The sequence below is a fragment of the Mesorhizobium quangtriensis genome (assembly GCF_040081925.1).
Classification (GTDB): Bacteria; Pseudomonadota; Alphaproteobacteria; order Rhizobiales; family Rhizobiaceae; genus Mesorhizobium_K; species Mesorhizobium_K quangtriensis.
This window is the reverse complement of sequence record NZ_JBEBMF010000001.1, coordinates 114,390-138,566: the sequence shown is the minus strand read 5'-3', so window position 1 is coordinate 138,566 and position 24,177 is coordinate 114,390. Positions and strand designations below refer to the sequence as shown.

At 59.3% G+C, this 24,177-nt stretch carries 25 protein-coding genes; 14 read left to right on the top strand and 11 right to left on the bottom strand.

The window, feature by feature from the left end:
* Positions 1 to 23: 23 nt before the first annotated feature.
* Positions 24 to 731, bottom strand: a complete 708-nt coding sequence (locus ABMA32_RS00695; RefSeq protein ID WP_349011818.1) for a Tim44/TimA family putative adaptor protein — start codon at positions 729 to 731, stop codon at positions 24 to 26.
* A 168-nt stretch (positions 732 to 899) separates the two neighbouring features.
* On the opposite strand from ABMA32_RS00695, the gene ABMA32_RS00690 reads away from it, so the two are divergent.
* Positions 900 to 1,397, top strand: coding sequence for an FxsA family protein (locus tag ABMA32_RS00690; RefSeq protein ID WP_349011817.1), 498 nt, complete (start codon positions 900 to 902; stop codon positions 1,395 to 1,397).
* A 140-nt stretch (positions 1,398 to 1,537) separates the two neighbouring features.
* Positions 1,538 to 2,035 carry a protein-export chaperone SecB gene (gene secB / locus ABMA32_RS00685; protein ID WP_349011816.1) on the top strand — a complete coding sequence of 166 codons (498 nt, stop codon included), beginning with the start codon at positions 1,538 to 1,540 and terminating at the stop codon, positions 2,033 to 2,035.
* A gap of 3 nt (positions 2,036 to 2,038) precedes the next feature.
* Here secB and dnaQ read toward each other — a convergent pair whose 3' ends face one another.
* The 5 genes from dnaQ to ABMA32_RS00660 all read right to left on the bottom strand — a co-directional run bounded on the left by dnaQ (position 2,039) and on the right by ABMA32_RS00660 (position 5,831).
* Positions 2,039 to 2,788: a DNA polymerase III subunit epsilon gene (gene dnaQ, locus ABMA32_RS00680; RefSeq protein ID WP_349011815.1), complete on the bottom strand. Its 750-nt coding sequence runs from the start codon at positions 2,786 to 2,788 to the stop codon at positions 2,039 to 2,041.
* An 88-nt stretch (positions 2,789 to 2,876) separates the two neighbouring features.
* A complete protein-coding gene (coaE, locus tag ABMA32_RS00675) occupies positions 2,877 to 3,500 on the bottom strand; it encodes a dephospho-CoA kinase (RefSeq protein WP_349011813.1) in 624 nt (207 codons plus the stop codon).
* The gene (locus ABMA32_RS00670) at positions 3,497 to 4,360 is read right to left on the bottom strand and encodes a shikimate dehydrogenase (protein ID WP_349011812.1); all 864 of its coding nucleotides are present in this window, start codon (positions 4,358 to 4,360) and stop codon (positions 3,497 to 3,499) included. The genes coaE and ABMA32_RS00670 overlap by 4 nt, the downstream gene beginning before the upstream one ends.
* The gene (locus ABMA32_RS00665; protein WP_349011811.1) at positions 4,353 to 4,952 is read right to left on the bottom strand and encodes a Maf-like protein; all 600 of its coding nucleotides are present in this window, start codon (positions 4,950 to 4,952) and stop codon (positions 4,353 to 4,355) included. Before ABMA32_RS00665 ends, ABMA32_RS00670 begins: the two co-directional genes overlap by 8 nt.
* Before the next feature lie 57 nt (positions 4,953 to 5,009).
* The gene (locus ABMA32_RS00660; RefSeq protein WP_349011810.1) at positions 5,010 to 5,831 is read right to left on the bottom strand and encodes a pyruvate, water dikinase regulatory protein; all 822 of its coding nucleotides are present in this window, start codon (positions 5,829 to 5,831) and stop codon (positions 5,010 to 5,012) included.
* A gap of 246 nt (positions 5,832 to 6,077) precedes the next feature.
* On the opposite strand from ABMA32_RS00660, the gene hemE reads away from it, so the two are divergent.
* From hemE to ABMA32_RS00620, 8 genes are all read left to right on the top strand, one after another.
* The gene (gene hemE, locus ABMA32_RS00655; protein ID WP_349011809.1) at positions 6,078 to 7,253 is read left to right on the top strand and encodes a uroporphyrinogen decarboxylase; all 1,176 of its coding nucleotides are present in this window, start codon (positions 6,078 to 6,080) and stop codon (positions 7,251 to 7,253) included.
* Positions 7,250 to 7,759: a protoporphyrinogen oxidase HemJ gene (gene hemJ, locus ABMA32_RS00650; RefSeq protein WP_349011808.1), complete on the top strand. Its 510-nt coding sequence runs from the start codon at positions 7,250 to 7,252 to the stop codon at positions 7,757 to 7,759. The genes hemE and hemJ overlap by 4 nt, the downstream gene beginning before the upstream one ends.
* 160 nt (positions 7,760 to 7,919) lie before the next feature.
* Complete coding sequence (gene rho, locus ABMA32_RS00645; protein ID WP_292770523.1) at positions 7,920 to 9,185, top strand: transcription termination factor Rho; 1,266 nt, start codon at positions 7,920 to 7,922, stop codon at positions 9,183 to 9,185.
* A gap of 67 nt (positions 9,186 to 9,252) precedes the next feature.
* Positions 9,253 to 10,566: a tRNA uridine-5-carboxymethylaminomethyl(34) synthesis GTPase MnmE gene (gene mnmE, locus ABMA32_RS00640; protein ID WP_349011807.1), complete on the top strand. Its 1,314-nt coding sequence runs from the start codon at positions 9,253 to 9,255 to the stop codon at positions 10,564 to 10,566.
* A 115-nt stretch (positions 10,567 to 10,681) separates the two neighbouring features.
* Positions 10,682 to 12,556: a tRNA uridine-5-carboxymethylaminomethyl(34) synthesis enzyme MnmG gene (gene mnmG / locus ABMA32_RS00635; RefSeq protein ID WP_349011806.1), complete on the top strand. Its 1,875-nt coding sequence runs from the start codon at positions 10,682 to 10,684 to the stop codon at positions 12,554 to 12,556.
* Positions 12,553 to 13,188: a 16S rRNA (guanine(527)-N(7))-methyltransferase RsmG gene (rsmG, locus tag ABMA32_RS00630; RefSeq protein ID WP_349011805.1), complete on the top strand. Its 636-nt coding sequence runs from the start codon at positions 12,553 to 12,555 to the stop codon at positions 13,186 to 13,188. Before mnmG ends, rsmG begins: the two co-directional genes overlap by 4 nt.
* Positions 13,189 to 13,225: 37 nt before the next feature.
* Entirely contained in the window at positions 13,226 to 14,023 is a 798-nt protein-coding gene (locus ABMA32_RS00625) for a ParA family protein (protein WP_349011804.1), read from the top strand.
* A gap of 35 nt (positions 14,024 to 14,058) precedes the next feature.
* The gene (locus ABMA32_RS00620; RefSeq protein ID WP_349013285.1) at positions 14,059 to 14,946 is read left to right on the top strand and encodes a ParB/RepB/Spo0J family partition protein; all 888 of its coding nucleotides are present in this window, start codon (positions 14,059 to 14,061) and stop codon (positions 14,944 to 14,946) included.
* A 19-nt stretch (positions 14,947 to 14,965) separates the two neighbouring features.
* Here ABMA32_RS00620 and holA read toward each other — a convergent pair whose 3' ends face one another.
* A complete protein-coding gene (holA, locus tag ABMA32_RS00615) occupies positions 14,966 to 15,991 on the bottom strand; it encodes a DNA polymerase III subunit delta (RefSeq protein WP_349011803.1) in 1,026 nt (341 codons plus the stop codon).
* A gap of 157 nt (positions 15,992 to 16,148) precedes the next feature.
* On the opposite strand from holA, the gene ABMA32_RS00610 reads away from it, so the two are divergent.
* The 4 genes from ABMA32_RS00610 (at position 16,149) to ABMA32_RS00595 (ending at position 20,646) form a co-directional block, all read left to right on the top strand.
* On the top strand, positions 16,149 to 17,789 hold the full coding sequence (locus tag ABMA32_RS00610) for a N,N-dimethylformamidase beta subunit family domain-containing protein (protein ID WP_349011802.1): 1,641 nt from the start codon (positions 16,149 to 16,151) through the stop codon (positions 17,787 to 17,789).
* Between the two features lie 21 nt (positions 17,790 to 17,810).
* Entirely contained in the window at positions 17,811 to 18,326 is a 516-nt protein-coding gene (locus ABMA32_RS00605; protein WP_349011801.1) for a GNAT family N-acetyltransferase, read from the top strand.
* Entirely contained in the window at positions 18,323 to 19,354 is a 1,032-nt protein-coding gene (locus ABMA32_RS00600; protein ID WP_349011800.1) for a histone deacetylase family protein, read from the top strand. Before ABMA32_RS00605 ends, ABMA32_RS00600 begins: the two co-directional genes overlap by 4 nt.
* A 101-nt stretch (positions 19,355 to 19,455) precedes the next feature.
* Positions 19,456 to 20,646 carry a M24 family metallopeptidase gene (locus ABMA32_RS00595; protein ID WP_349011799.1) on the top strand — a complete coding sequence of 397 codons (1,191 nt, stop codon included), beginning with the start codon at positions 19,456 to 19,458 and terminating at the stop codon, positions 20,644 to 20,646.
* A 4-nt stretch (positions 20,647 to 20,650) separates the two neighbouring features.
* Here the strand turns inward: ABMA32_RS00595 and ABMA32_RS00590 are convergent, their stop codons facing one another.
* From ABMA32_RS00590 to ABMA32_RS00575, 4 genes are all read right to left on the bottom strand, one after another.
* On the bottom strand, positions 20,651 to 21,541 hold the full coding sequence (locus tag ABMA32_RS00590) for a DMT family transporter (RefSeq protein WP_349011798.1): 891 nt from the start codon (positions 21,539 to 21,541) through the stop codon (positions 20,651 to 20,653).
* Positions 21,542 to 21,657: 116 nt separating this feature from the next.
* Entirely contained in the window at positions 21,658 to 22,074 is a 417-nt protein-coding gene (locus ABMA32_RS00585) for a cupin domain-containing protein (RefSeq protein WP_349011797.1), read from the bottom strand.
* A 24-nt stretch (positions 22,075 to 22,098) separates the two neighbouring features.
* Positions 22,099 to 22,935 carry a phosphoenolpyruvate hydrolase family protein gene (locus ABMA32_RS00580; RefSeq protein ID WP_349011796.1) on the bottom strand — a complete coding sequence of 279 codons (837 nt, stop codon included), beginning with the start codon at positions 22,933 to 22,935 and terminating at the stop codon, positions 22,099 to 22,101.
* Positions 22,936 to 22,959: 24 nt separating this feature from the next.
* A complete protein-coding gene (locus ABMA32_RS00575) occupies positions 22,960 to 24,156 on the bottom strand; it encodes a Tm-1-like ATP-binding domain-containing protein (protein WP_349011795.1) in 1,197 nt (398 codons plus the stop codon).
* Positions 24,157 to 24,177 lie beyond the last annotated feature (21 nt).

The following is a 24,177-nucleotide window of genomic DNA, read 5'->3' as shown; positions in this document are numbered from 1 at the left end:
TCACGCGCGCCTCGCAAAGGAAATCAGTCTTCCTCTTCGGTCGCGACCAGTTTCCAGTTCGGATCCTTGGAACGCGTGTCGCGAGCGAAGGTCCAGACGTCCTTCACTTCAGCCACCGTCTCGGGGTCGCCGTCGATGACCTCGCCGGCTTTGTCGCGTGTCGCCGAAATCAACTCGCTGACGATCCGGAGCGTGACATGAGCCTCGCTTCCCTTCATCTCGGCGCCAACGATATTGATCTTGTCGATGCCGACAAAGGAAGACTGTACCTTTTCCGACCGACCTTCCCGATCTGCGATCGCCGCGACAAAACCGTCGAAAACCTCCCGCGACAGGAGATTCTTCAGCGTCTTTCGGTCGCCGTCGGCGTAAGCCATTACAATCATCTCATAGGCCATCTTGGCGCCATCGACGAAGGTCTTGGGCTCGAACGTCGGATCGGCGTCGCGGATTGCGCGCAGTCCCTTGTTCAGGTCGCTTCCGGGCTTCTCGAATGCGTCGATCGGGGCATATGCGTCCTCTTTTTCCTCGCCGGGGGCGCGCTTGGCCCGCGGCAGGGAGACAACATTCTCGGACTTGGCCGGGGCATCCTTAGCCGCCCGTCCCGCGGTATAGGGATCAAATGGCGGACGCTCGTTGCCCGTGCGGCGACCAAGCACGTTCCGCAGCTGGAAAAAGATCACCACAGCTGCGATGAGGAAGAAAATCGTGCCAAAGTCGAAAAATTCCATGTCTTCCGCCAAGGACCCTTGTTTCCGGCCGTCCGCCAAGCAGGTTTCAATACCTGCATATAGACCGCATGGTGCGATCATTCAAATCGGGGCCTGAATACCTATTTAACATGGAATATGCCAGCGGCATGGCATTTGCCTGTCCTAACGAGGTTTTGAAGACCAAGTATGCGCTTCCCGTTCATCCCGCTCTTCGTTCTCGCCCTGCCGTTCATCGAGATTGCGGGTTTCATTGTGGTGGGCAGACAGATCGGCGTTCTGGCGACGCTGGGCCTCGTGATCGCGGCAGCGGTGCTCGGCATGATCCTGCTTCGCGTCCAGGGTTTCGGCGTCATGACGCGAATTCGCAAGGAACTCAACGTGGGGCACGACCCGGGGCGCGAACTCGCAAACGGTGTCATGATCATGCTGGCCGGAGTTCTTTTGCTTATTCCCGGCTTTTTCACTGACACTATCGGTCTTTTGCTTTTTCTGCCGCCTGTTCGCACGTTCGCCTGGGGATTTCTCAGCAAGCGCATGGTGTTTTCGAGCGCCGGTTTCGGAGGTTTCAATGGCGCCGCCCGCCAGCGGGGAACGACCATCGATCTCGATGCCGATGAATACAGCCATGACCCAAAGGCGCGGCCCCGCACCGATTCACCCTGGAGCCAGATCGACAAGGATTGAGCCGAGAGGCAAGCGCCCCCGGCTCGTCTAGAACGAACGCTGTCGCGGCCAACCTTGTCTTGCCGCACCCACCATGCTAGCCAACGCCCGATTCAAAACGGGGCCGCGCAACGGCACCACGACATGAGGACTCGGGCTCTATGGCCAATGAAGACAATGCGGCAGCAGCCGGCGCGAACGGAAACGGCGGAGCCAAGCAGTCGCTGAGCGTGCTCGCGCAGTATGTGAAGGATCTCTCCTTCGAAAGCCCCGGCGCGCCGAACTCCCTGCGCGGCCGCGAGAAGGCCCCTGGCATCGCTATCAACGTCAACGTCAACGCCAATCCGCTCTCGGACAAGGAATTCGACGTCAATCTGACGCTGACGGCAAAGGCTTCCTTCGAAAAGGACGTGCTCTTCAACGTCGAGCTGGTCTATGGCGGCGTCTTCCGGATCGAAGGCTTCCCGCAGGAGCATATGCTGCCGCTGCTCTTCATCGAGTGCCCGCGACTGCTCTTCCCATTTGCGCGCCAGATCATCGCCGAGGCGACCCGCAACGGCGGCTTTCCGCCGCTCATGCTCGATCCGATCGACTTCGCGCAGATGTTCCAGCAGAAGCTGGCCGACGACCAGGCAAAGGCCAATGTTCAAGTCAGCTAATAATCAGCGCTCGGCGACCGAGCCGAGCGCTTCCCGGTTCTCCGAAGCCGGCCCGAACTGATCCAGCTTCAACCACAACGCTTTGTCGCCGAGGTCCCTGACGATCTCGGCGTGCGCCGATATTTCAATTTCGGTCAGTCTTGGTGCCAGCGGAGCCGGTCGCTGGCGGACGCTGATCTCGATGACCGCGGTTTCCACGACCGTCGTCGTGGAGACAGTCGTTTCCAGACCCAACGCCGCCTGCTTGCCGCCAATCAGCTCTATATAGACCTCGGCCAGCAACTCCGAATCGAGGAGCGCACCGTGCTTGGTGCGCCGGCTGTTGTCGATTCCATAGCGCCGGCAGAGCGCATCGAGCGAGTTTGGCCCCATCGGATGCCGACGCTTTGCGATCGCAAGCGTGTCGATCACGCGGCCCCGATCGACCTCGGGATGACCGAGCCTGCCGAATTCCGCATTGATGAAGGCAATGTCGAAGCCGGCATTGTGCGCCACCAGATGGGCGCCATCGATAAAATCCAGGAATTCGTCGACCACCTCCGGAAAGGTCGGCTTGCCGACGAGATCGGCCGCGCTGATGCCGTGGACGGCCTGCGCTTCCGGGTTAATCGCCCGGTTCTGCGGATTGATGTACCTGTGGAAGGTCCTGCCCGTCGGAAAACGATTGACGAGTTCGATCCCACCCAGCTCGATGATGCGGTCATCGCGCGAGTCCAGCCCGGTCGTTTCCGTATCGAAGACGATTTCCCGCATCGAATCAAAGTCTCGTTGATCGACAAGCATGCAGGTGCCCGCCGCATGTCGCAAGGCAGCTTCGGTTTTCTGCCGGGGAGAAGGTGGATCAGCGGCTTTCGCTTACGGCTTCCATCATACGCTTTGGCCGTTTGCCAGTCAGCTTTTCTATGATGTCGGCCACCGCCTCGCGGACCGACTCCATGCCCTGACTCGTGTCGATGACAAAATCAGCGAGCGCGCGCTTCTCTTCGTCCGGCACCTGCTTGGCAAGGATTTTCTGGAATTTTTCCTCCGTCATGCCGGGTCGCGCCAGGACGCGTTCGCGCTGGACTTCGTACGGCGCGCTAACGACCACCACCAGATCTACCCGATCGCGGCCGTCTGTTTCATAGAGCAGGGGTATGTCGAGGACTGCCAGCGGCGCGCCGGCGGCATGATGCGGTTTGAGATAGGCCGTGGCGTCCGCCCGGATCAGCGGATGGACGATCTCTTCCAGGCGTCTCAGGGCTACTGGATCGCCCAAGACCTTTTCGGCAAGCTTGGATCGGTCGACAATGCCGTCCCTAGTCGTTCCTGGAAAAGCCGCTTCGACCAGAGGCGCCGCCTTGCCCCGATAAAGCCGATGAACAGCTTCGTCGGAGTCGTGAACCGGCACGCCATATTCGGAGAAAATCTTCGCGGTCGTGGACTTGCCCATACCAATGGAGCCCGTCAGACCCAGCAGGATCATTTCTTTGCAGCCGAAACCGTTTCGGACATCTCCGCGACGATCATATCCCGCAACTCCCGCGTTACCTCAGGCCGCCTGCCGAACCATTTCTCGAAGCCCGGCACTGCCTGGTGCAGCAACATTCCAAGTCCGTCCACAGTCCTCAGCCCCTGCTTGCGGGCAGCGGCCAATAGCGGCGTTTCAAGCGGAACATACACAATGTCTGTAACGATGGCGTGCCGCGGAAGAAGACCCGGATCGGCAGGCAGCGTATCCGCCTTACCCTTTCCTGCCATCCCGAGCGAGGTCGTGTTGACCAGAAGTCCGGCATCGGAAAGCAGCTCGCCTGTGTCCGACGTCCCGTGCGCCGATACGCCCGCGCCAAACCTGTCAGCCAGTTCCTGCGCCCGAGCGATCGTCCGGTTGACGATCCTGATGTCTTTGAATCCCCGTTCCTTCAGCGCCTGGATGACCGCCCGGCTGGCGCCGCCTGCTCCGAGCACGACCGCAGGGCCGACGTCGGTCCAGTCTGGGACGTATTCATCAAGGTTTGCGGCAAAGCCCAAAGCGTCCGTGTTTCCCCCGACGAGACTTCCGTCTTCGAACCACAGCGTGTTTACGGCGCCGATCAGTTCGGCGGCTTCGTCGCGACGCGACACGGCTTGAAAAGCCGCTTCCTTATGCGGAATCGTCACGTTGCCGCCCACAAAGCCATTGGCCTTCAGCTTGGCAACAAACTGAGCGAAGTCGGCTGGAGCAACTTCGATGGGCTCATAAGTGCCGGCGATGCCGTATTTCTTCAGCCAATAGCCGTGGATCATCGGCGAGCGCGAATGCGCGATTGGGTAGCCACAGATAAAGGCTTTTCTCGTTTCAGCCATCGATGGCTCCGAGTTTTCGCAATTCCGCAAGCACCTGCATGAGCGGAAGTCCGACGATGGTGAAATGGTCACCCTCGATCTTTTCGAAGAGTTGAACGCCTTCACCCTCGACCTGGTAGGCGCCGACTGAATTCAGGGCAACCGGGCCGACCCGCGCCAGATGACGACCTATGAAAGCCGGCTCGAGTTTCCTCATTGTCAGGTTCGCTACGCCGGCATATCGCCAGAAAGCCGAACCGTTGCGGGCCAAGATGGCGGCGCTGTTGAGCTGATGCGTCTGCCCGGAAAGCTTGAGAAGGTGCCGCCTTGCATCCTCCATATCCACCGGCTTGTGGAAGAGTTCGTCGCCGAGAGACAGGGTCTGGTCGCATCCGAGCACGAGACGTCCGGGAAACCTTTCGCTGACGTCGACCGCCTTGGCTTCCGCCAGAACGAGTGCGACATCTTCCGGGGATACGTGGCTTCCCTGAAGCGTCGCCTCAACGGGGCGTTCATCGATATCGGCCGGTACCACCTCTATTGCGACGCCCGCAGCTTCGAGCATCGCCCGTCTGAACCGGCTGCCGGACGCTAGAATGATTGTTTCGGCCATAGGAGGATACCTCGCCCTCGCGTGATCTACAGGCGTATAGCACGGTCCGCGGAGACTTCACCGTCCCTTGGGTCGAATCGCCAGGATCGCCGCGGCCGTTTCCTCGATCGACCGGCGACTGACGTCAATCACCGGCCAGCCGTGTCGGGTGAAGATCTGCCGGGCATAAGCGAGTTCCTCGGATATCGAGGCCCGGTTCGCGTAGGCGTGCGCATCAAAACCGGATGTCGCTCCAAGCAAGCGGTTTTGACGGACCTGGGAGATTCTATCCGCTGTAGCCAGAAGCCCGACAACGAGCGGACCCTTCGCCTGAACCAGGCTGTCCGGCAGCGGCATCCCCAGCACGATCGGGATGTTGGCCGTCTTTATGCCTCTGTTGGCAAGGTAGATCGATGTCGGCGTTTTTGATGTACGCGAGATGCCGACCAGAACGATATCGGCCAGCTCGGCTTCCTCGATCAACTCCCCGTCATCATGTTCCATCGTGAAGTTCAGCGCATCGATGCGCTTGAAATAGTCGGCGTCCAGCATGTGCTGGGCACCGACCCTACGACCTGCAGGCGTTCCAAGATAGGACTGGAACACGGTCAGCACCGGTTCCAGAACCGAAACGGCCGGAAGCCCCTGTGCGGAGCAACAATCGTCGATCAGACGGGCCAGAACCGGATCGACCATGGTGTAGAGCACGATCCCTGGCTCTTCCTCGATCTCATCGAAGACCTTGCGAACCTGCTTTTCCGTTCGGATCAGGGGATAGATGTGTTCGATCGCCCTGGCGTTCTTGTATTGCGCCGATGCCGCCCGCCCGGCAGCCAGCAGCGTTTCGCCAGTCGCGTCCGAAATCATGTGCAAATGGAAGAAATTTTGCGGTTTGTTCACGTCTTCACGGAATTCTCTGCCGGCTGTGGCTTTCTGTGGATGAGACTGGAGAAATGGACGGGGCGGTCCGGGGTGACTGTATCAAACCGCTGGATGTCCACAATCCACCCCCGAACGGCGGCTGTTCCGAGTGCCGGGATGGCTCTGGGGACAATTGTGGCTCGCGCTGTTCTCAGCTTCTTGGGCGCATGTCGACTTGCCGATAAGTCGCGACAAAACCACGCGGATTCGTCATGATCCCCAGACTTGTCCTTTTCCGGCGATGTTTCGTCCTTTATGAGGACAACAGGCTTTTTCATCGCGTCTGGGGACAAGTCGAGACCACCGATTCCCACAGAGTCTAAGAATCAGAAACAAGAAAGAATCTCAATTTTGGTTTTAGACGGAAGGTCTGGACAGAGAGCAGTCCTCGACGTGTTGCGAGGAAGCAGCGTCTTTCCTCCACCGATCTGGATGATGCGACAGGCAGGTCGATATCTCCCTGAGTATCGCGAAACCCGCAAACGCGCCGGAAGTTTCCTGGACCTTTGCTACAATCCGGATCTTGCGGTGGAGGTTACCCTGCAGCCGATCCGTCGTTTTGGGTTCGACGCGGCCATCCTGTTCTCGGATATCCTGGTTGTACCACACGCGCTCGGTCGTGACCTGCGCTTCGAGGAAGGCCGTGGGCCGTTGATGACGCCGATCGAACCGGCTGAAATCGATCGGCTGGACGGCGAGATGTTTCACGTGAATCTGTCCGCCACGTATGAGACCGTCCGTCGGCTTCGCGCCGAACTGCCGGCCGAGACAACCCTGATCGGATTTTGCGGGGCACCTTTCACGGTTGCGAGCTACATGATTGCCGGGCATGGAACGCCGGACCAGGCTCCGGCGCGGCTGTTTGGTTACCGTCATCCGGAGGCGATGAAGAAGCTGCTGGCGGTGCTGGCTGACGTCTCGGCCGCTTATCTTATCCGGCAGATCGAGGCCGGCGCAGATGTCGTACAGATTTTCGACAGCTGGTCCGGTGTGCTTGATGAGGCTAGTTTTGAGGAGTTCTGCGTCGCTCCGGTCGCGCAAATGGTGAAGACGGTTCGCGCTGCCTGTCCGGATGTCCCGATCATCGGCTTTCCGCGTGGTGCGGGTAGTCGCTATCGGGATTACCGGGCCAAGACGGGGGTGACGGGTCTGGGGCTGGACTGGACCGTTCCTTTGTCGCAGGCGCGAGAGTTGCAGGTCGCAGGCGCGGTCCAGGGCAATCTCGACCCGCAGCGTCTCGTTGCAGGTGGAAGGGCGCTAGTCGACGGCGTTGAGGCCATTCTCGGTACCTTGGGCAAAGGCCCCCTCATATTTAATCTTGGGCACGGCGTAACGCCCGATACGCCTATTCTTCACGTCGAGCAGATGATTGCGGCTGTTCGCAAAGAAGGTCGATCATGAACTGGCCTGCCGGTCGCGCCCTTGCCGCGCTCGTTATCTTTGCTGTTTTTGCCGCGGCGGTCTTTCTGTTCTGGCCTGAAGACCTCTATCTTTGGGCTAAGGCGATCCATGTGATCGCCGTGATCGCTTGGATGGCCGGCATGCTCTATCTGCCCCGACTGTTTGTCTATCATGCCGATGTTCCGGTCGGCTCGCCGCAATCCGAGACCTTCAAGGTCATGGAAAGGCGTCTTCTGCGTGCGATCATCAATCCGGCGATGATCGTCGCTTGGGTCTTCGGGCTTTGGCTCGCCTGGAGAGGCTTTGCGTTTCACGGCGGCTGGCTGCATGGCAAGATCGGACTCGTAGTGCTGTTGTCCGGCGTTCATGGGTATCTGTCAGGCGGCGTTCGGCGGTTTGCGGAGGATCGCAATCGAAAATCCTCGCGTCACTGGCGTATCATCAACGAGGTTCCCACCTTGTTGTTGATCGCTATCGTGATCCTCGTTGTCGTCAAGCCGTTCTAGGAATGGATTCTTTGCGGCTTGCTCTTTGCGGCCTACGCAGCTAGAAAGCGATTCTTCCTTTCTCGTCCTGAGCCGCCTGTCAGCCTTCGGCGTGGCCGCCTAGACGACAATCGCCTTAGCCGATTTATACCTCCCCATATCGCTCATTCAGAGTCTATCCATGCAGGAAATGAAACTCGCAGAATTCAAGAACAAGAAGCCGCCGGAGCTGATCGCTTACGCCGAATCGCTCGAGGTGGAGAACGCCAGCGTCATGCGCAAGCAGGAACTGATGTTCGCGATCCTCAAGAAGCTGGCCGCCCAGGATGTCGAGATCATCGGCGACGGCGTCGTCGAGGTGCTGCAGGACGGTTTCGGCTTCCTTCGTTCCGCCAACGCAAACTATCTGCCGGGTCCGGACGATATCTACATATCGCCCTCCCAGATCCGCCGCTTTTCATTGAAGACTGGCGATACGGTCGAAGGTCCGATCCGCAGCCCCAAGGAAGGCGAGCGCTACTTTGCGCTTCTCAAGGTCAATACGATCAATTTTGACGATCCCGAGAAGATCCGGCACAAGATTCATTTCGATAACCTGACGCCGCTCTATCCGACCGAGCGGCTGCGCATGGAAATCGACAACTCGACCAGCAAGGACATCTCGCCGCGGGTCATCGATCTCGTCGCGCCGATCGGCAAGGGCCAGCGCGCGTTGATCAACGCCCAGCCGCGCACCGGTAAAACGGTGCTGATGCAGAACATCGCGCATTCGATTACGGCCAATCATCCGGAGTGCTATCTGATCGTTCTCCTGATCGATGAGCGTCCCGAAGAGGTCACCGACATGCAGCGTTCGGTGAAGGGCGAGGTCATCTCCTCAACCTTCGACGAGCCGGCCGTGCGTCACGTCCAAGTTGCCGAAATGGTCATCGAGAAGGCCAAGCGCCTCGTCGAGCATGGCCGCGACGTGGTCATCCTGCTGGATTCGATCACGCGCCTCGGCCGCGCTTATAACACTGTTGTGCCGTCCTCCGGCAAGGTTCTGACCGGTGGTGTCGACGCCAACGCCCTTCAGCGCCCGAAGCGTTTCTTCGGTGCGGCACGAAATATCGAGGAGGGGGGATCGCTCACGATCATCGCGACCGCGCTGATCGATACCGGTAGCCGCATGGACGAAGTGATCTTCGAAGAGTTCAAGGGCACCGGCAACTGTGAAATTCAGCTCGACCGCAAGGTAGCCGACAAGCGCATCTACCCGGCGATGGACATTCTCAAGTCGGGCACGCGTAAGGAAGACTTGCTCGTTCCCAAGGCAGATCTGCAGAAGATCTTTGTGTTGCGCAGGATCCTGGCGCCGATGGGTACGACGGACGCGATTGAGTTCCTCATCGACAAGCTTAAGCAGACCAAGACGAATGCAGACTTCTTCGACTCGATGAATACCTGAGCCAATTCAATCGTCGGCATTGATTCGGCAACGGAACGATTCCGGACTCCTCGTCCAGATTTCTGAGATGGTAGTTTCGCCTGACACAATTGTGGCTCTCTCGAGCGGGCGGCTGCCGGCGGGCATTGCTGTACTGAGGGTGTCCGGCCCAAGGACTCGATTCGTAGTCGAAACGATTGCTGGCCGGGTTCCGCAACCGAGGTTGGCGACCTTCGCTCGGTTCCGGAATTCAATAGACCAGACGATCGATTCGGGCCTGTTACTATTCTTTCCGGGTCCCCATAGCTTCACTGGCGAGGACAGTGCGGAATTTCATGTTCATGGCGGGAAGGCTGTCGTTGCTGCGCTTTTGAATGAACTTGTAGCTATCGCCGGAGTTCGGCCCGCCGAGGCGGGCGAGTTTACGCGACGCGCGTTCCTCAACGGCAAAGTCGACCTGCTGGAGACGGAAGCACTGGCCGATTTGATCGCAGCCGAAACCGAGGCTCAGAGACGCCTGGCTCTTCTGAATGCGCAAGGCGGCGGATCCCAGACTTATATGCATTGGCGGAATCGACTGGTGCGAGCCCGTGCCATGATCGAAGCTGAACTCGATTTCGCTGATGAATCCGATGTCCCTGACGTCGCTGGCGAATCCGTTTGGCAGGATGTCGCGGATTTACTTCAGGAAATCCTCGTCCATGTCCGGGACTACCATCGTGCCGAAGTCGTTCGCGACGGTTTCGATGTCGTCATTGTCGGCGCGCCCAATGCCGGCAAATCGAGCCTGCTGAACGCGTTGGCAAAACGTGACGTGGCCATTGTGTCAGACGAACCGGGTACGACGCGAGATTTGGTGGAAGTGTCGCTCGACTTGGGCGGGGTAAAGGTACGGCTCACCGATACTGCCGGAATTCGGGATGGAGCAGGGAAAGTTGAGGCGATCGGCATCAGGCGCGCCAAGGAACGGGCTTCGGGGGCCGACCTAGTGCTCTATTTGCTCGATCCCACCGCCGATGCCGTGTCCGTTCCAGACGTTGAAGAAGAAAAACTCGTCCGGTTGGGGACAAAATGTGATCTCTTGCCGCCTGCGCGCGACGTACACTTGGCAGTGTCGTCCGCTTCTCAAGAAGGGCTATCCGAACTGTTGGCGCTGCTGGAGTCTCGTGCTGTAGAGGCTATTGGGACTATTGGGGATATTCTTCCGTTTCGACTCCGGCATGTAAGACTACTCAAGGAGACAGCTGCCTGCCTTGAGACGGCGCTGCAGCCCGCCAAGGAACTGGAACTCCGGGCGGACGATCTTAGGGCGGCTACCGTTCATCTGGGCAGAATTTCGGGTGCTGTGGATGTCGAGGATTTGCTCGATGTCATCTTTTCGCAGTTTTGCATCGGCAAATGATTGCCAAGTGATTCACGTGAAACACCCTGGATGGTGTGAAACCTTCGCGGTTTCAAACACTTGACTTGGTATCGGTGTGGGACGCATGTGTCTCCCAGCTCCGGAGTTAGCTAAAATGGTTGGAAACTACGACGTTGTTGTTGTTGGCGGTGGCCATGCAGGCTGTGAAGCAGCCAGTGCTGCCGCGCGGTTGGGTGCTAGCACCGCGCTGATAACGCTACGGGCGGACAAGATCGGAACAATGTCTTGCAATCCGGCGATCGGCGGGCTCGGCAAGGGTCATCTTGTCCGGGAAGTCGACGCCCTTGATGGTTTGATGGGGCGTGCGGCGGACGCTGCGGGTATTCAATTTCGCTTGCTTAATCGACGCAAGGGTCCGGCCGTGCGTGGGCCGAGGACGCAAGCCGACAGAAAGCTTTATGCCGAGGCCATTCAGCGCCTAATCTCCGAGCAGCAGCGCCTAGTTGTCATCGAGGCCGAGGTCATGGACCTTCAAGTGGGTGAAGCGGGCGTTTCGGCAGTTATTTTGGCCGATGGACAACGAATTGCCTGCGGCGCCGTTGTTCTGACCACGGGAACGTTCCTGCGCGGTTTGATCCACATTGGGGAAAAGAAGATCGTCGCAGGCCGAGTGGACGAGAAAGCGTCGTTTGGACTGTCCGAGACCCTTAAGCGCGTCGGTTTCGCGTTGGGCCGCCTGAAGACTGGCACGCCGCCGCGCCTGGACGGACGCACAATCGATTGGGCCGGGCTGGAAATGCAGTCTGCTGACGACGACCCCGTGCAGTTCTCTCTGTTGACCGATCGAATTACGACTCCGCAGGTTCAGTGCGGCATTGCCCGAACAACTCCGGCGACGCATCAATTGGTGCGCGCCAATCTGGGTCGCTCGGCGATGTACTCCGGTTCCATTGAGGGTGTTGGACCGAGATACTGCCCGTCGATCGAGGACAAGATCGTAAAATTCGGTGATCGAGAAGGGCATCAGATCTTTCTGGAGCCCGAAGGCCTGGATGACCATACCATCTATCCCAATGGAATTTCGACCTCGTTGGCCGAAGAGGTCCAGCTTCAATTGTTAACCACGATTCCGGGTCTGGAGCGCGCGGCTATGCTCCAGCCTGGCTATGCGATTGAGTACGATCACGTCGACCCTAGAGAGTTGGAAACCACTTTGGAAACAAGGAGGCTGAGGGGCCTTTTCCTTGCAGGGCAGATCAACGGAACGACTGGGTATGAGGAGGCGGCCGCCCAGGGCGTCGTTGCAGGCATCAATGCCGCGGCGAGGGCGGGTGGTGGTGGAAAACCATTCATTCTAAGTCGGACCCAGGCCTACATTGGGGTCATGATCGATGATTTGACGACTCGAGGGATAACCGAGCCGTATAGGATGTTCACATCGAGGGCCGAGTTCAGGCTCTCGCTGCGCGCGGACAATGCAGACGAGCGCTTGACACCGTTGGCGATTGAGCACGGGTTCGTATGTAACGAGCGAGTTGGACGGTTTGGCGCGATGGCGAGCAGGCTTGACGCTGCACGCAAGCTTGCTTCCGAGTTGGTTGTTAGCCCGACGGAAGGACGGAAGCGGGGGCTGGATCTGAACCTGGACGGGGTGAAGCGATCCGCTTACGCACTCCTTGCCGTGAAGGAGCACACTGTTTCATCTCTTACGACAGTATGGCCGGAGTTGGCGTCGATTGACTTCAAAACAGCGGAACGCCTTGAAACAGAGGCGAAATATGCGGTTTACCTGGAACGACAAGCTGTTGACGCCGACGAGGTTCGCCGCGAAGAGCAGCGATTGATTCCGGAAGATGTGGATTTTTCCGAGGTACCTGGCCTTTCAAACGAGATTAGGCAGAAATTGAAGGCGCGCAGTCCGCGGTCGCTTGCAGAGGCGCAGCGAATCGACGGCATGACGCCTGCTGCGCTCTCTATTGTGATTTCCCATGTAAGGCAGATCGAGCACCTCTCGAAGGGTGCCGCTTGACTCAGCGCGACTACCAAACGCTGTTGGAGGTGGCAGGGCCCGTTTCACGTGAAACATTCAGAGACATCCAGGCCTTTGAAGCGATGTTCATGACCTGGGCCCAACGGGTCAATCTGGTTGCACCGTCCACACTAAAAGATGTATGGCATCGCCATATTCTTGACAGCGCTCAGCTTTTTCCCCTCGCGCCAGCGGCGTTGAGGTGGCTGGACATAGGCTCTGGCGGGGGGTTCCCGGGTCTCGTCCTTGCTTTTCTGTTGCGGGAACGAGGAGGACGCATAGACCTCGTGGACAGTAATCATAAAAAAGCAGGGTTCTTGCAGGCGGCTATTGGGCAATTTTCCCTTCCCGCTAAGGTTCACGCCGAGAGAATTGACAAAGTCGAGTTGCTTGACGGCATCGACATCGTAACGGCTCGCGCTCTGGCTCCCCTCAACGAGCTTTTAGGGCTGACTTTTCCCTGGCTTTCTCAAACTGCAAGTGGCCTTTTTCACAAAGGTCGGGATTACCGTCAGGAATTGGAAGAAAGCATTCCCGCGTGGCGGTTCGATCTGATAGAACATCAGAGCAAGATCGACGACGATAGCGTCGTTCTCCAAGTAGAGAATCTGACGCGCCGGAGTGCGGTTTAGCTGAAAGCTAAAATCATCGGAAATGCATAGGGTTAGAATGAAACCCGGACCTCGTATCATAACATTGGCCAATCAGAAGGGTGGTGTCGGTAAGACCACCACCGCCATAAATCTTGCCACCGCGCTTGCGGCGATCGGTGAGCGAGTCCTGATCGTCGATCTCGACCCGCAAGGGAACGCGTCTACAGGTCTTGGCATCAATCGTCGGGAACGTACCGTTTCGTCTTACGATGTGCTGACGGGTGAGTTGCGGTTGGAAGAAGCTGCTATGGAAACGGCGGTTCCCGGCCTCTCCATTGTGCCATCCACCCTCGATCTGCTGGGCATTGAGATGGAGATTGCAGGCGCTCCTGATCGCGTACTGCGTCTTCGAAATGCAGTAATGGACTCCTCGCTGAGGAACGCGCCATACACCTATATCCTGATCGACTGTCCGCCTTCGCTCAATCTACTTACCTTAAATTCCATGGCGGCCGCGGATTCGGTGCTCGTTCCACTGCAGTGCGAGTTCTTCGCTCTAGAGGGGTTGAGCCAACTCCTTGAAACCGTTGAGCAAATTCGGAATTCAATCAACCCGGACCTGACCATCCAAGGCATTGTTTTGACGATGTTCGACGGGCGCAACAGCTTTGCTCGGCAAGTCGTCGAGGATGTGCGCGAGCATATGGGCGACAAAGTGTATGAGACCGTCATCCCCCGCAACGTGCGCGTGTCGGAAGCGCCATCCTATGGTAAGCCGGCGATCCTTTACGACCTCAGGTGCTCCGGCAGTCAGGCATATCTCCAGCTTGCTTCCGAAGTTATTCGCCGCGAACGCCAATTGCGCGCCGCGTAAACCTCGATTCGGACTCGAAACAAACCGGATTCATGATGAACGAAGACCAATCCAAAAAAAGACTGGGCCGAGGCCTCGCCGCGCTGATCGGCGAAATGGACCGGCCGGCGCCGAAAGAGACGGCTCAGGCGAAACCTGCAGTGGTCACAACAGCAGACGGGCGCGTGCCGATCGAATTCGTCTCACCAAACCCCAAAAATCCGCGGCGCTCTTTTGCCGAAGCCGATCTGGCCGATCTAGCCCAGTCCATTCGCGAACACGGTATCGTGCAGCCGGTGCTGGTCCGCCGGAAGGCTGATGGCAAGTATGAAATCATTGCCGGCGAGCGCCGCTGGCGTGCTGCCCAGAAAGCCGGGCTGACGGAGATTCCCGTCCTGGTCCGTGATGTGGACGACCGCACAGCGCTCGAACTTGCGATTATCGAGAACGTCCAGCGTGCCGACCTGAACCCCGTCGAAGAGGCCTTGGGGTACCAGCAGCTGATAGACGAGCACAGCTACACACAAGCCGATCTTGGCAACGTGATCGGCAAAAGCCGGAGCCATGTTGCCAACACACTGAGGCTGCTCAAGCTTCCCGAGTCGATCCGCCATCTTTTGGTCAATGGATCGTTGTCCGCGGGACACGCGAGAACGCTGGTGACGGCGGAAGACCCCTCCGCACTCGCCAGAAGGATCGTGGATGGAGGCCTCTCCGTACGCCAGGCAGAAGCGCTTGCCCAGCAGCCGGAGAGTACTTCCAAGCCGAAGAAGGCTGTGACCCCGCCGGAGAAGGATCCCGACACGCTGGCGCTCGAGAAACTTCTCTCCGATGTTACGGGTCTTTCTGTCTCAATCGCTCATAGGGACAAGGGCGGCGAAGTGCGGATCGGATACCGGACGCTCGATCAACTCGACGATCTATGCCGGCGTCTGCAACAATAGATTAGCCGGCTATCTACCTTCAAAGCCGCGACGCCTCGACGGTAATTGCGAGCAGTGCATGCCGGGTGATCTCTGTCGCCAAGGCAGGCTGCCGGCGCGTCGCAAGCACCGCAGCATGCAGTCTTGCAAGACTTCGCTGCAGCGCGTCCTGCGACCATCGTTCCAGTGCACGCTCGACAGTCTTTCGCCGCGCGAAGAAAACCGGGGGTCTAGCAGCCGCGACCGCCGCCGCTGCATTCCGGCCGCCGATCATCGAGGATCGCATGAGTTGAAGCGCCTGAAGTTGGCGAATTGCCCCGGCGAGAACAGGATAGACCTGCCCCGTGCCGACGGCGTGCCGGGTAAAGGACGTGTCAAAATCCGCAACCTTGCCCTCCAGAACGGCATCCACGGCGTCGTCGATCGACGTACCGGAAACGTCGCCCGTCAGCGCGAGCACGTCTTCCAGCTCTATTCGCGGCTGGCCATAGGCATAAAGTGCCAGCTTCGCTACCTCGGCGCGTGTCGCAAGCCGGTCTCCGCCCAAGTTGTTGCGCAGCGCCGCGCGCGCTTCGATCGTGATGCCGAGGCCGGATTTCCCAAGTTCGTCATCGATCACCTGGTCTATGGCCCGGCCTTCATCGACGTAACACGGCAGGGCCATGCCGATCTCGCTGCCTTCCACCACGGTACGGAGCGCCGCGCCTTTCTTCAACTCGCCGGCTTCGATCAGGATTATGGCATCGCGCGGTGGGGTTGCTGACAAGGTTTTGACGTCGTCGGCGAGAGCTTTCTGCGCGCCGGCATTCCGGACCCACAGCAATCGCCGGCTGGAGAACATCGGGACCGTGTGCGCCTCGTCGAGCAGACGGCCCTGCTCGGCCTCTGCGGCTTCGAGCCTGACCACGGAAAACGGGTCATCAAGCGCAAGTCCGGTTTTACGCGCAAATGCCGTTGCCCGTTCGGAGACAAGGCCTCGATCTGGTCCGTAGAGGAGTATGATCGACACCGCGTCCGCGGGACGCCGGAGCCATGCATCGACCTCATAAGCTTTCTTCTGAGCCATCGTTGGCACCGCTACCATGTTCGGTGCGAAGTCGGAAGAATTGCACGCTGACTTCGCTAGCCAATCCGGTAGATTGGCAATGCCAGCGCCTGGCATCCCTTGACGATCTCCGGTCTTCCACAGTGAACTAACGTGCAGAATGGTGTGCGGCGGATCGATGGCGTTCCAATATCCCGATTTCGGACTGACAGCAGAGCAGCGGCGCTTCGCTGTGCGCGGCCACTACTACGAGTTCGCCGGCATGGATGGTGAGCGCGGAGAAATCTGGTGCTACACGGACCGCATTTCCTATCAACACGGCGAAACCGCGACCATACACGTCAGCGCGACCGCCGGTTCCTTTTCTCTGCAAGTTCATCGCGACGGCGCGGCCGAGACGATAGTGCTGGAGAGGCATCAACTGGATTGCGGCTGGCAGGATACCCCCGACCAATGTTCGGTCGATGGCTGTGGGTGGCAGCCAACATTCGAAATTGTCATCGATGAAAGCTGGCCGACAGGTGCGTATCGCATGACCCTTGTGGCGGAAGGCCGCGATGGGTCGCAGATTTCCTGCAGCCATCTCTTTATCATTGCCCCGCGTGAAGGTCTGAAGTCAGGACGCATCCTGCAGGTAGCTGCAACCGGAACATGGCTTGCCTACAACACGTGGGGCGGCTCGAATTCCTATCAGGGCATCACCGGGCCAAACCGCGATCAGTATGCAACAGCGGTTTCGACGCAACGGCCCTGGTGTCGCGGTTTTGTAAGGCTTCCTGCGGGTGCGCCGCGTGTCCCGATCGAGATAAGCCTGCGGCCGAAAACCGTCCCGCGCTACCCGCACATGGAATGGGCTTTCGCGACAGGGCATTCGAAGAAATACGCCTCGGCGGGATGGGCAAGCTATGACAGCCACTTTTTTCGGTGGGCGGAACTGGCCGGTTACGCGGTCGATCTCTGTTCCCAGCACGACCTTCACTTCAGGCCCGATATTCTTGCGGGCTACGACTGCGCGGTCTTCGTCGGACATGATGAATACTGGACCTGGGACATGCGTGATGCGGTCGACAATTATGTCGACGCCGGCGGGCATGCCGCCCGTTTCGCCGGGAATTTCATGTGGCAGACGCGTCTGGAAGACGAGGGCCGACGGCAGGTCTGCTACAAGTACCGCGCGCGTGCCGAAGACCCGGTTTATCAAGCCGGCGATCTCACGCGAGCCACGAACTCCTGGGAGGCCCCCGAGATCGGCCGGCCCGGCGCGCTTACCTTCGGCCTTAACGCGACCAGGGGCGTTTATGCCGGGTGGGGTGGTTGCGCGCCGCGCGGGGTAAGAGGCTTTCCAGTCTATCGCCCGGAGCATTGGGCCTTCAGCGGAACCGGCATCTACTATGGCGACCTGCTTGGAGCCGACAGTCATGTTTTCGGCTATGAGGTCGACGGTCTCGACTATGAGATCAGAGGCGGGTTGCCCTTTCCGGTAGCGGGAAGTGGTGCGCCCGAGGGGCTCGAGGTCCTGGCGCTCGGCCTCGCAAGCCAGGTGGAGGAAAGCGCCGACATACCTGACGAAGATCAGTTCCTGAGTGACGAAGACGGACGCTTTACAGCAGAGACGTTGTTCGGTGACGCAAGCGACGAAAATCTCGACAAGGTGAAACGCGGCAACGGCATGATCGTCAACTTTCCGCGTGGCAAGGGCGAGGTGTTTCATGCTGGGAGTTGTGAATGGGTAGCCGGCCTGTTGCGCCGCGATCCAATGGTGGAGCGCGTGACGGCCAACGTACTCGATCGCTACCTCGGGGTAGGTAAGGACAAATGAAATCAAGAGTTTCGGTAAGTCATGACTAACGATTTGCGTGTGGTTGTCCGTCCTGCCATCGCCGCGGATGTCGAGAACATTTATTCGGCGGTGCGCGGCATCGCGGATGTGGTTGGCGAGAGTCACAAGGTCATGAGCAAAGCGGAGGACCTGCTGCGTCACGGTTTTGGCCCAGCGCCTCTTTTCTCAGGGCTGGTGGCAGAAAGCGATCTGCGCTTCGCCGGTTGCTGCATTTACTTTCCGAGCTTTTCCACCTGGCTTGGAAAGCCGGGCGTCTATGTCCAAGATCTCTACGTCCGCGACGACTTTCGCGGGCAGGGCATCGGTGAAAAACTGCTACGGCGCCTGGCCGCGGTTACACGTAAAAACGGCGGCTGCTACATTCGATTGTCCGTCGACAAAGAAAATCGGCGCGCCCAGGCATTCTATTCGCGGCTTGGCTTGCGACCGAGCAACAGCGACCAAATTCACTCGGCACGTGGCGAGGACTTCGAAATGCTGGCCGACGCGGACGAACCTGATCAGGTGTCTCGATGAAAACTTTCTTTGCAGAGGAACAGGAACGTCACGATCCGAAATCGTTTCTTTCGTCCGGTGCGCCGAAGCCAAACCCCGAAGTCCCCGAGCGCACGACGCGGCTGCTGGCTGGAGCAAAGGCGGCCGGCTGTTCGATCGAGCGTCCGAAGAGCCATGGGCTCCGTCCCATCGCCGCCATTCACACGTCGGAATACATCGAATTCCTGCAGCGCATCTATGCGCGTTGGCGCTTGATCGACGGGTCCTCGGCCGAGGTCATCCCCAACATCCACCCGATCGACCGACACGGAACATATCCGGCGTCCGCGGTTGGGCAGGCCGGGTACCATATGGCGGACACGTCCTGTCCCATTTCCGAATTCACCTGGGAGAGCGCCTGCTGGAGTGCTTGGACGGCCATTTCGGCCGCTGACGACGTGCAGGCGGGAGCGTCGAGCGCGTACGCGCTTTGCCGGCCACCGGGGCACCATGCCTTTGCCGATGTCGCCGGCGGCTTCTGTTTCTTCAACAACTCGGCGATTGCGGCTCAGCGGCTGGTTAAGTCCGGTAGCCGGGTGGCGATTCTCGATGTCGACCTACACCACGGCAATGGAACACAGGGCATCTTCTATAGGCGAAGCGATGTGCTCACCGTTTCGATCCACGCCGATCCGGTACGGTTCTATCCGTTCTTCTGGGGCCACGCCGACGAACGCGGCGAAGGTGCGGGGCTCGGCTCGAACCTCAACCTGCCGCTCGAACGCAAATCAGGTGACGAGCAGTTTCTCGCGGCATTGTCGGCGGCCTGTCGCCGGGTGGAGGCATTTGCGCCAGATACGCTGGTGGTTGCGTTGGGGCTCGATGCATTCGAGGGCGATCCGTTCGGCGGGCTTTCGGTGACGACGGACGGTTTCGCAAGGATCGGCGAAGCCATTGCCGAGTTGCGCCTGCCGACTGTCATCGTCCAGGAGGGCGGCTATATTTGTGACGCGCTTTCAGACAATCTGACCTCGTTTCTTGGTGGCTTTTCGGCAAAGCATAGTATTTAGCCGATCTGCAACTACTGGACCGCACAGGGTCAAGTGTTGCAAACTGGTAAGACCAGCAGCGGAGAGGAATTTGGCGCCGGCTGGTGGGAGAGGATAAGGGTATGGATGCAGTGACCACAACCCAAGGGGTCAAGCCGCCTTTCGATCAGAGTCGCCTCGACAGGTTGATGGACGAGGCGGATTTCGATTTCCTCATCGCTACCTCCAAGCACAACGTCCAATACCTGCTCGGCGGCTACAAATTCATATTCTTCTCAGGCATGGATGCGATCGGGCACAGCCGTTACCTGCCTCTGGTCATCTATGAAAAAGGCAGGCCGGATCGCGCCGCCTATATCGGAAACAAGATGGAGTCAGGGGAGCATCAGAACAGGCCGTTCTGGACGCCGGAGCTGCATACCGCGACCTGGGGTTCGCTGGACGCAGCTGCGCTAGCTGCCGAGCATCTGACCAAGATCGGCCGAACGGATGCGCGCATCGGCATCGAGCCGGCCTTCCTGCCTTCAGATGCTTACATCGCGTTGAGAAAAGCGCTGCCTGACGCGAAGGTTTTCGATGCGACCTCGACCTTCGAGCGAATGCGCGCGCTCAAAACGCCAGAAGAGCTGGCGAAGCTGCGCAAGGCGTCGGACCTGATAACCGAATCCATGCTTGCGACGATTGCGGCCGCCCATGAAGGATCGACCAAGGCAGACATCATCGAGCATCTGAGGCGCGAAGAAACGAATCGCGGTTTGCATTTCGAATACTGCCTGCTGACGCTCGGCTCGAGTCATAACCGCGCGGTGTCGCCGCAAGCATGGGCAAAGGGAGAAGTGCTGTCGATCGATTCGGGCGGCAACAATCAGGGATACATCGGCGATCTGTGCCGCATGGGGATCCTCGGCGAGCCCGATGCCGAGCTTGAGGATCTGCTACATGAGATCGAGGCGATTCAGCAGGCGGCCTTTTCAAAGATCAAAGCCGGCGCCATGGGAGAGGACATGATCATCGAGGCCGAGGCTACGCTGAAAACCTCTCCGTCAGCCGCCTTCACCGATTTCTTCTGTCATGGCATGGGTCTCATCAGCCACGAGGCCCCTTTCCTGATGACCAACCATCCGGTGGCCTATGAAGGCATCGACGCCGACAAGCCGCTTGAGGAGAACATGGTCATCTCGGTCGAGACGACCATGCTTCATCCGCGGCGCGGCTTCATAAAGCTCGAGGACACCGTCGCCGTCACCGCCAGTGGCTACGAGATGTATGGCGAGACCGGTCGCGGTTGGAACAGGGGCGGGACCGCAGGCTGAAGCCCTATAGGCGGTTCCGGCTAAAGGGATTCCACCGGACGGTGCCTAGCCGGATCTTCTCGCGGGCGAGCGTCAGCAGTCCGGATGCCGCGATCACGCCAAGGCCAACGAGCGACAGGATGTCTGGTCGTTCGCTGAAGAAGATGGCGCCGAGAACCACTGCCCAGATGATTTGCGAATAATGCGTAGGCGCAAGCTGGTTTGCCGGCGCGAAGCGGGTCGCCCTGAGAATCAGGATATTGCCTGCCGCGGCGAAGACGCCGGCCATAATCAGGATTGAGGCCTGCTCAGGCGTTGGGAGGGCAAACCCGGTAAAGACCATGGCGACCAGGTTAAACGCCGCGGTATAGAGCATCAGGAAACCCAGCATGGTCGTTCGGGTTTCGTGTGCCGACAGCGAGCGCATGAGAATGACGCTTGCGGCGGCAAGAAATGCTATAATGAGCGAGGCGAAATGGCCAAACTGCAGCTCCCGAAAACCGGGGCGCACGACGAGCAACACGCCAGCGAAGCCGACGATGACCGCAAGCCATCGCCAGGGCCCCACATGTTCCTTGAGCACGAACACGGAAAGCAGTGTCACGAACAGGGGTGCCAGAAAAATGATCGCGTAGACCTCGGCCAGCGGAATGGTCGTGAAGGCGACAACGCTAAGGACGCTGGCAGTCGCACCCGAGATGGCACGGGCCTGTACGCCCCACGGGCGTTTCATGTGCCAGAAGTGAATCAGCTTCTCGGTTTTCGGAGTCGTGAGAGCGATGCAGATCGCGGATACGAGCGTAAGATAGAAGCCGATCTGAAAGACGGTCAGGCCGCCGCCGAGGGCCTTTATGGCCGCATCACCCCACGAGTAAATGGCGTAGGCCAGCAGTGCCAGCAGGATTCCGTTGTTCACGACGATCTCGGAAGAAGCCCGCCGGTACAGCGGTGATTCTTCGGTCTATATCCCGTGGCTCGCCGCAGGGAAAGCGGCGGGCTATCCAATATGAAAACGACAGGGGAGGAACCCGCCTATTTGCCGGCCGGGATGATCCTGAAGTCCGGTAGGTCCCGCAAGCCAAGCTCCGGTCCGGCAGGCGAGTAAACGACGAACAACTGCATCGGGCCCGCGCCCGTGTTGAGGGTCGAGTGGAAGCGGCTTTCCGGCACATAGATCGTACATCCCGGCCCGACCTTCTGCGTGATCGGATTGCCGGCGTCGTCTTCGACCATCTGTTCTCCATGACCTGAAATCACGAAAATGATCTCTTCCGCACCGGGATGGTTGTGGCGCGCGTGACCCTGGCCGGGCGGCAGATCGACAACACCGCCTGAAAAGCGTGCCGCGCCGTTCACCTCGGGCGCGACGGTCAGCGACAGCTTGCCCCAGTCGAAACCGAAAGCGTCGACATCCTTGGGATATACGAAGAACTTGTTGGAAGCGGACATCTCGATCCTCCCGATGCGTTGAGTTTACTTGCTGGTGGTCAGGGCCTTGAAATTTTCGGTCTGGTCTCGGATCGCTGCTTCGGCCGGAAGGCGCTCCATCGAGCTCGCGCCATAGAAGCCATGCAGCCCGGCGCAGCGCTCCAGAATGTAGCGCGCATCGTCCGGCATCGAGATAGGGCCGCCGTGGCACAGCAGGATGACATCCTTGCGCACGGATCGCGCCGCCTCCGCGATCTGGTCGATTTCCCCGACGCAATCGTCCAGCGATTTCGCCGAGGTCGCGCCGATGGAGCCGCCCGTCGTGACGCCCATATGGGCAACCACGATATCGGCGCCGGCCCGCGTCATTGCTTTCGCCTCTTCCGGATTGAAGACGTAGGGTGTGGTCAGAAGGTCGAGCTTGTGCGCCTCGGCGATCATATCGACCTCGAGGCCGAAACCCATTCCGGTTTCCTCGAAACTCACACGCATACTGCCGTCGAAGAGGCCGACGGTCGGAAAATTCTGAACGCCGGAGAATCCCATGTCCTTCAGTTCCGCCAGCAACCTCGGCATGATGACGAAGGGATCGGTACCGTTGACCCCCGCCAGAACAGGCGTGTGTTTCACGACCGGCAGCACCTCATACGCCATTTCCTTGACGATTTCGTTGGCGTTGCCGTAGGCGAGCAGTCCCGCAGCGGATCCGCGTCCGGCCATGCGATAGCGGCCCGAATTGTAGATGATTATAAGGTCGATTCCGCCTGCTTCCTCCGCCTTGGCGGAGAGCCCTGTACCGGCGCCGCCGCCGACGATCGGTTGGCCGCTGGCGACCATGGCGCTGAACCGTTCCAGTATCTTCTTGCGCGGAATGGCGGGCATTTGTTCTCCTGTCCTGTAAAAGGCCTAGAGGCTGCGGATTTCTTGAAACGCCGCCACGGCGGCCTTGGAGAAATCCGGGTCGTTGATGTGAAGCGGAAGGCGCTCGACGCGGCGCAAATCGGTCTTCACGACCGTTGTTTCCAAAGTGTCGAACAAGGCGGCGTCTGCTTCGGGATCCCAGAAAGCGCCGCCTTCGATATCCAGAGCGGATACGCCCTTTTCCGGGATCAGGAAACGTACCGGCCCTTCGCAGGCGTTGAGTTTCCTGCCGATCCACAGACCCATCGACCTGCACTCTTCCGCCGTCGTTCGCATCAGCGTGACGTTGGAATTGTGGTTGTAGAAAAGCCGGTGCCGGTACTTGTCCGGAATTGTTTCAGGGGCCCAGAAGTTCACCATGTCGAGCGCGCCAGGCGCACCCACGTAAGGCAATCCAGTGCGTGCAATCGCATCCAGCCGATCTTGGCCGGCCGGGAGAACTCCCCCGAACAACAGATCGCAGACTTCGGTCGTGGTGATGTCGAGCACGCCGGCGAGCAGGCGGGAATCGGCAAGCTTCTCCATGGTGCGCCCGCCAGTGCCCGTGGCATGGAACACCAGGCAGTCGTAGTCACTCTTCAGGCTATCGACGATCGCCGTCACGCACGTCGTTGTGATACCGAACATGGTCAAGCCGATTGCGGGCTTGCTGCTGTTCTCCTCATGATGTCTATTCGACATCGCTACGATCGCCGACGCTGCGTTGGCGAGAATCACGCGGCTGATACGGTTGAGCCCGGCCATGTCGGTGATGGACGGCATCATGATGATGTCGGAGACGCCGACATATGGCGCGACATCCCCTGAAGCCAGCGTGGAAACCATGATCTTGGGCAAGCCGAACGGCAATTCACGCATCCCGGCTGTCACGATGGAGGTGCCGCCACCACCGCCGATGCCAACGATGCCCGCGATGTCGGAACGTGATGCTGCGTAGCGGGCAAAAGCGCCTGCCATTGCGGCAACGGCTCTGCCGCGGTCACCCGAAGCCAGCGCTTCTGCGACACCGTCCGGCCCATATCCGGCGACGTCGGCGGCACCTATGCCCGGATCAATCGAAGGCGGTCTGGTGCCGACGTCGACAATTACCGCCCGCCCGCCCGCCTCCTCCACGGAAGCCGCGAGATAGGCAAGCTCCTCGCCTTTGGTGTCGGCTGTCCCGACCACATAGATGCGCTTCAACGTTGCCTCCCGGGTCGATGT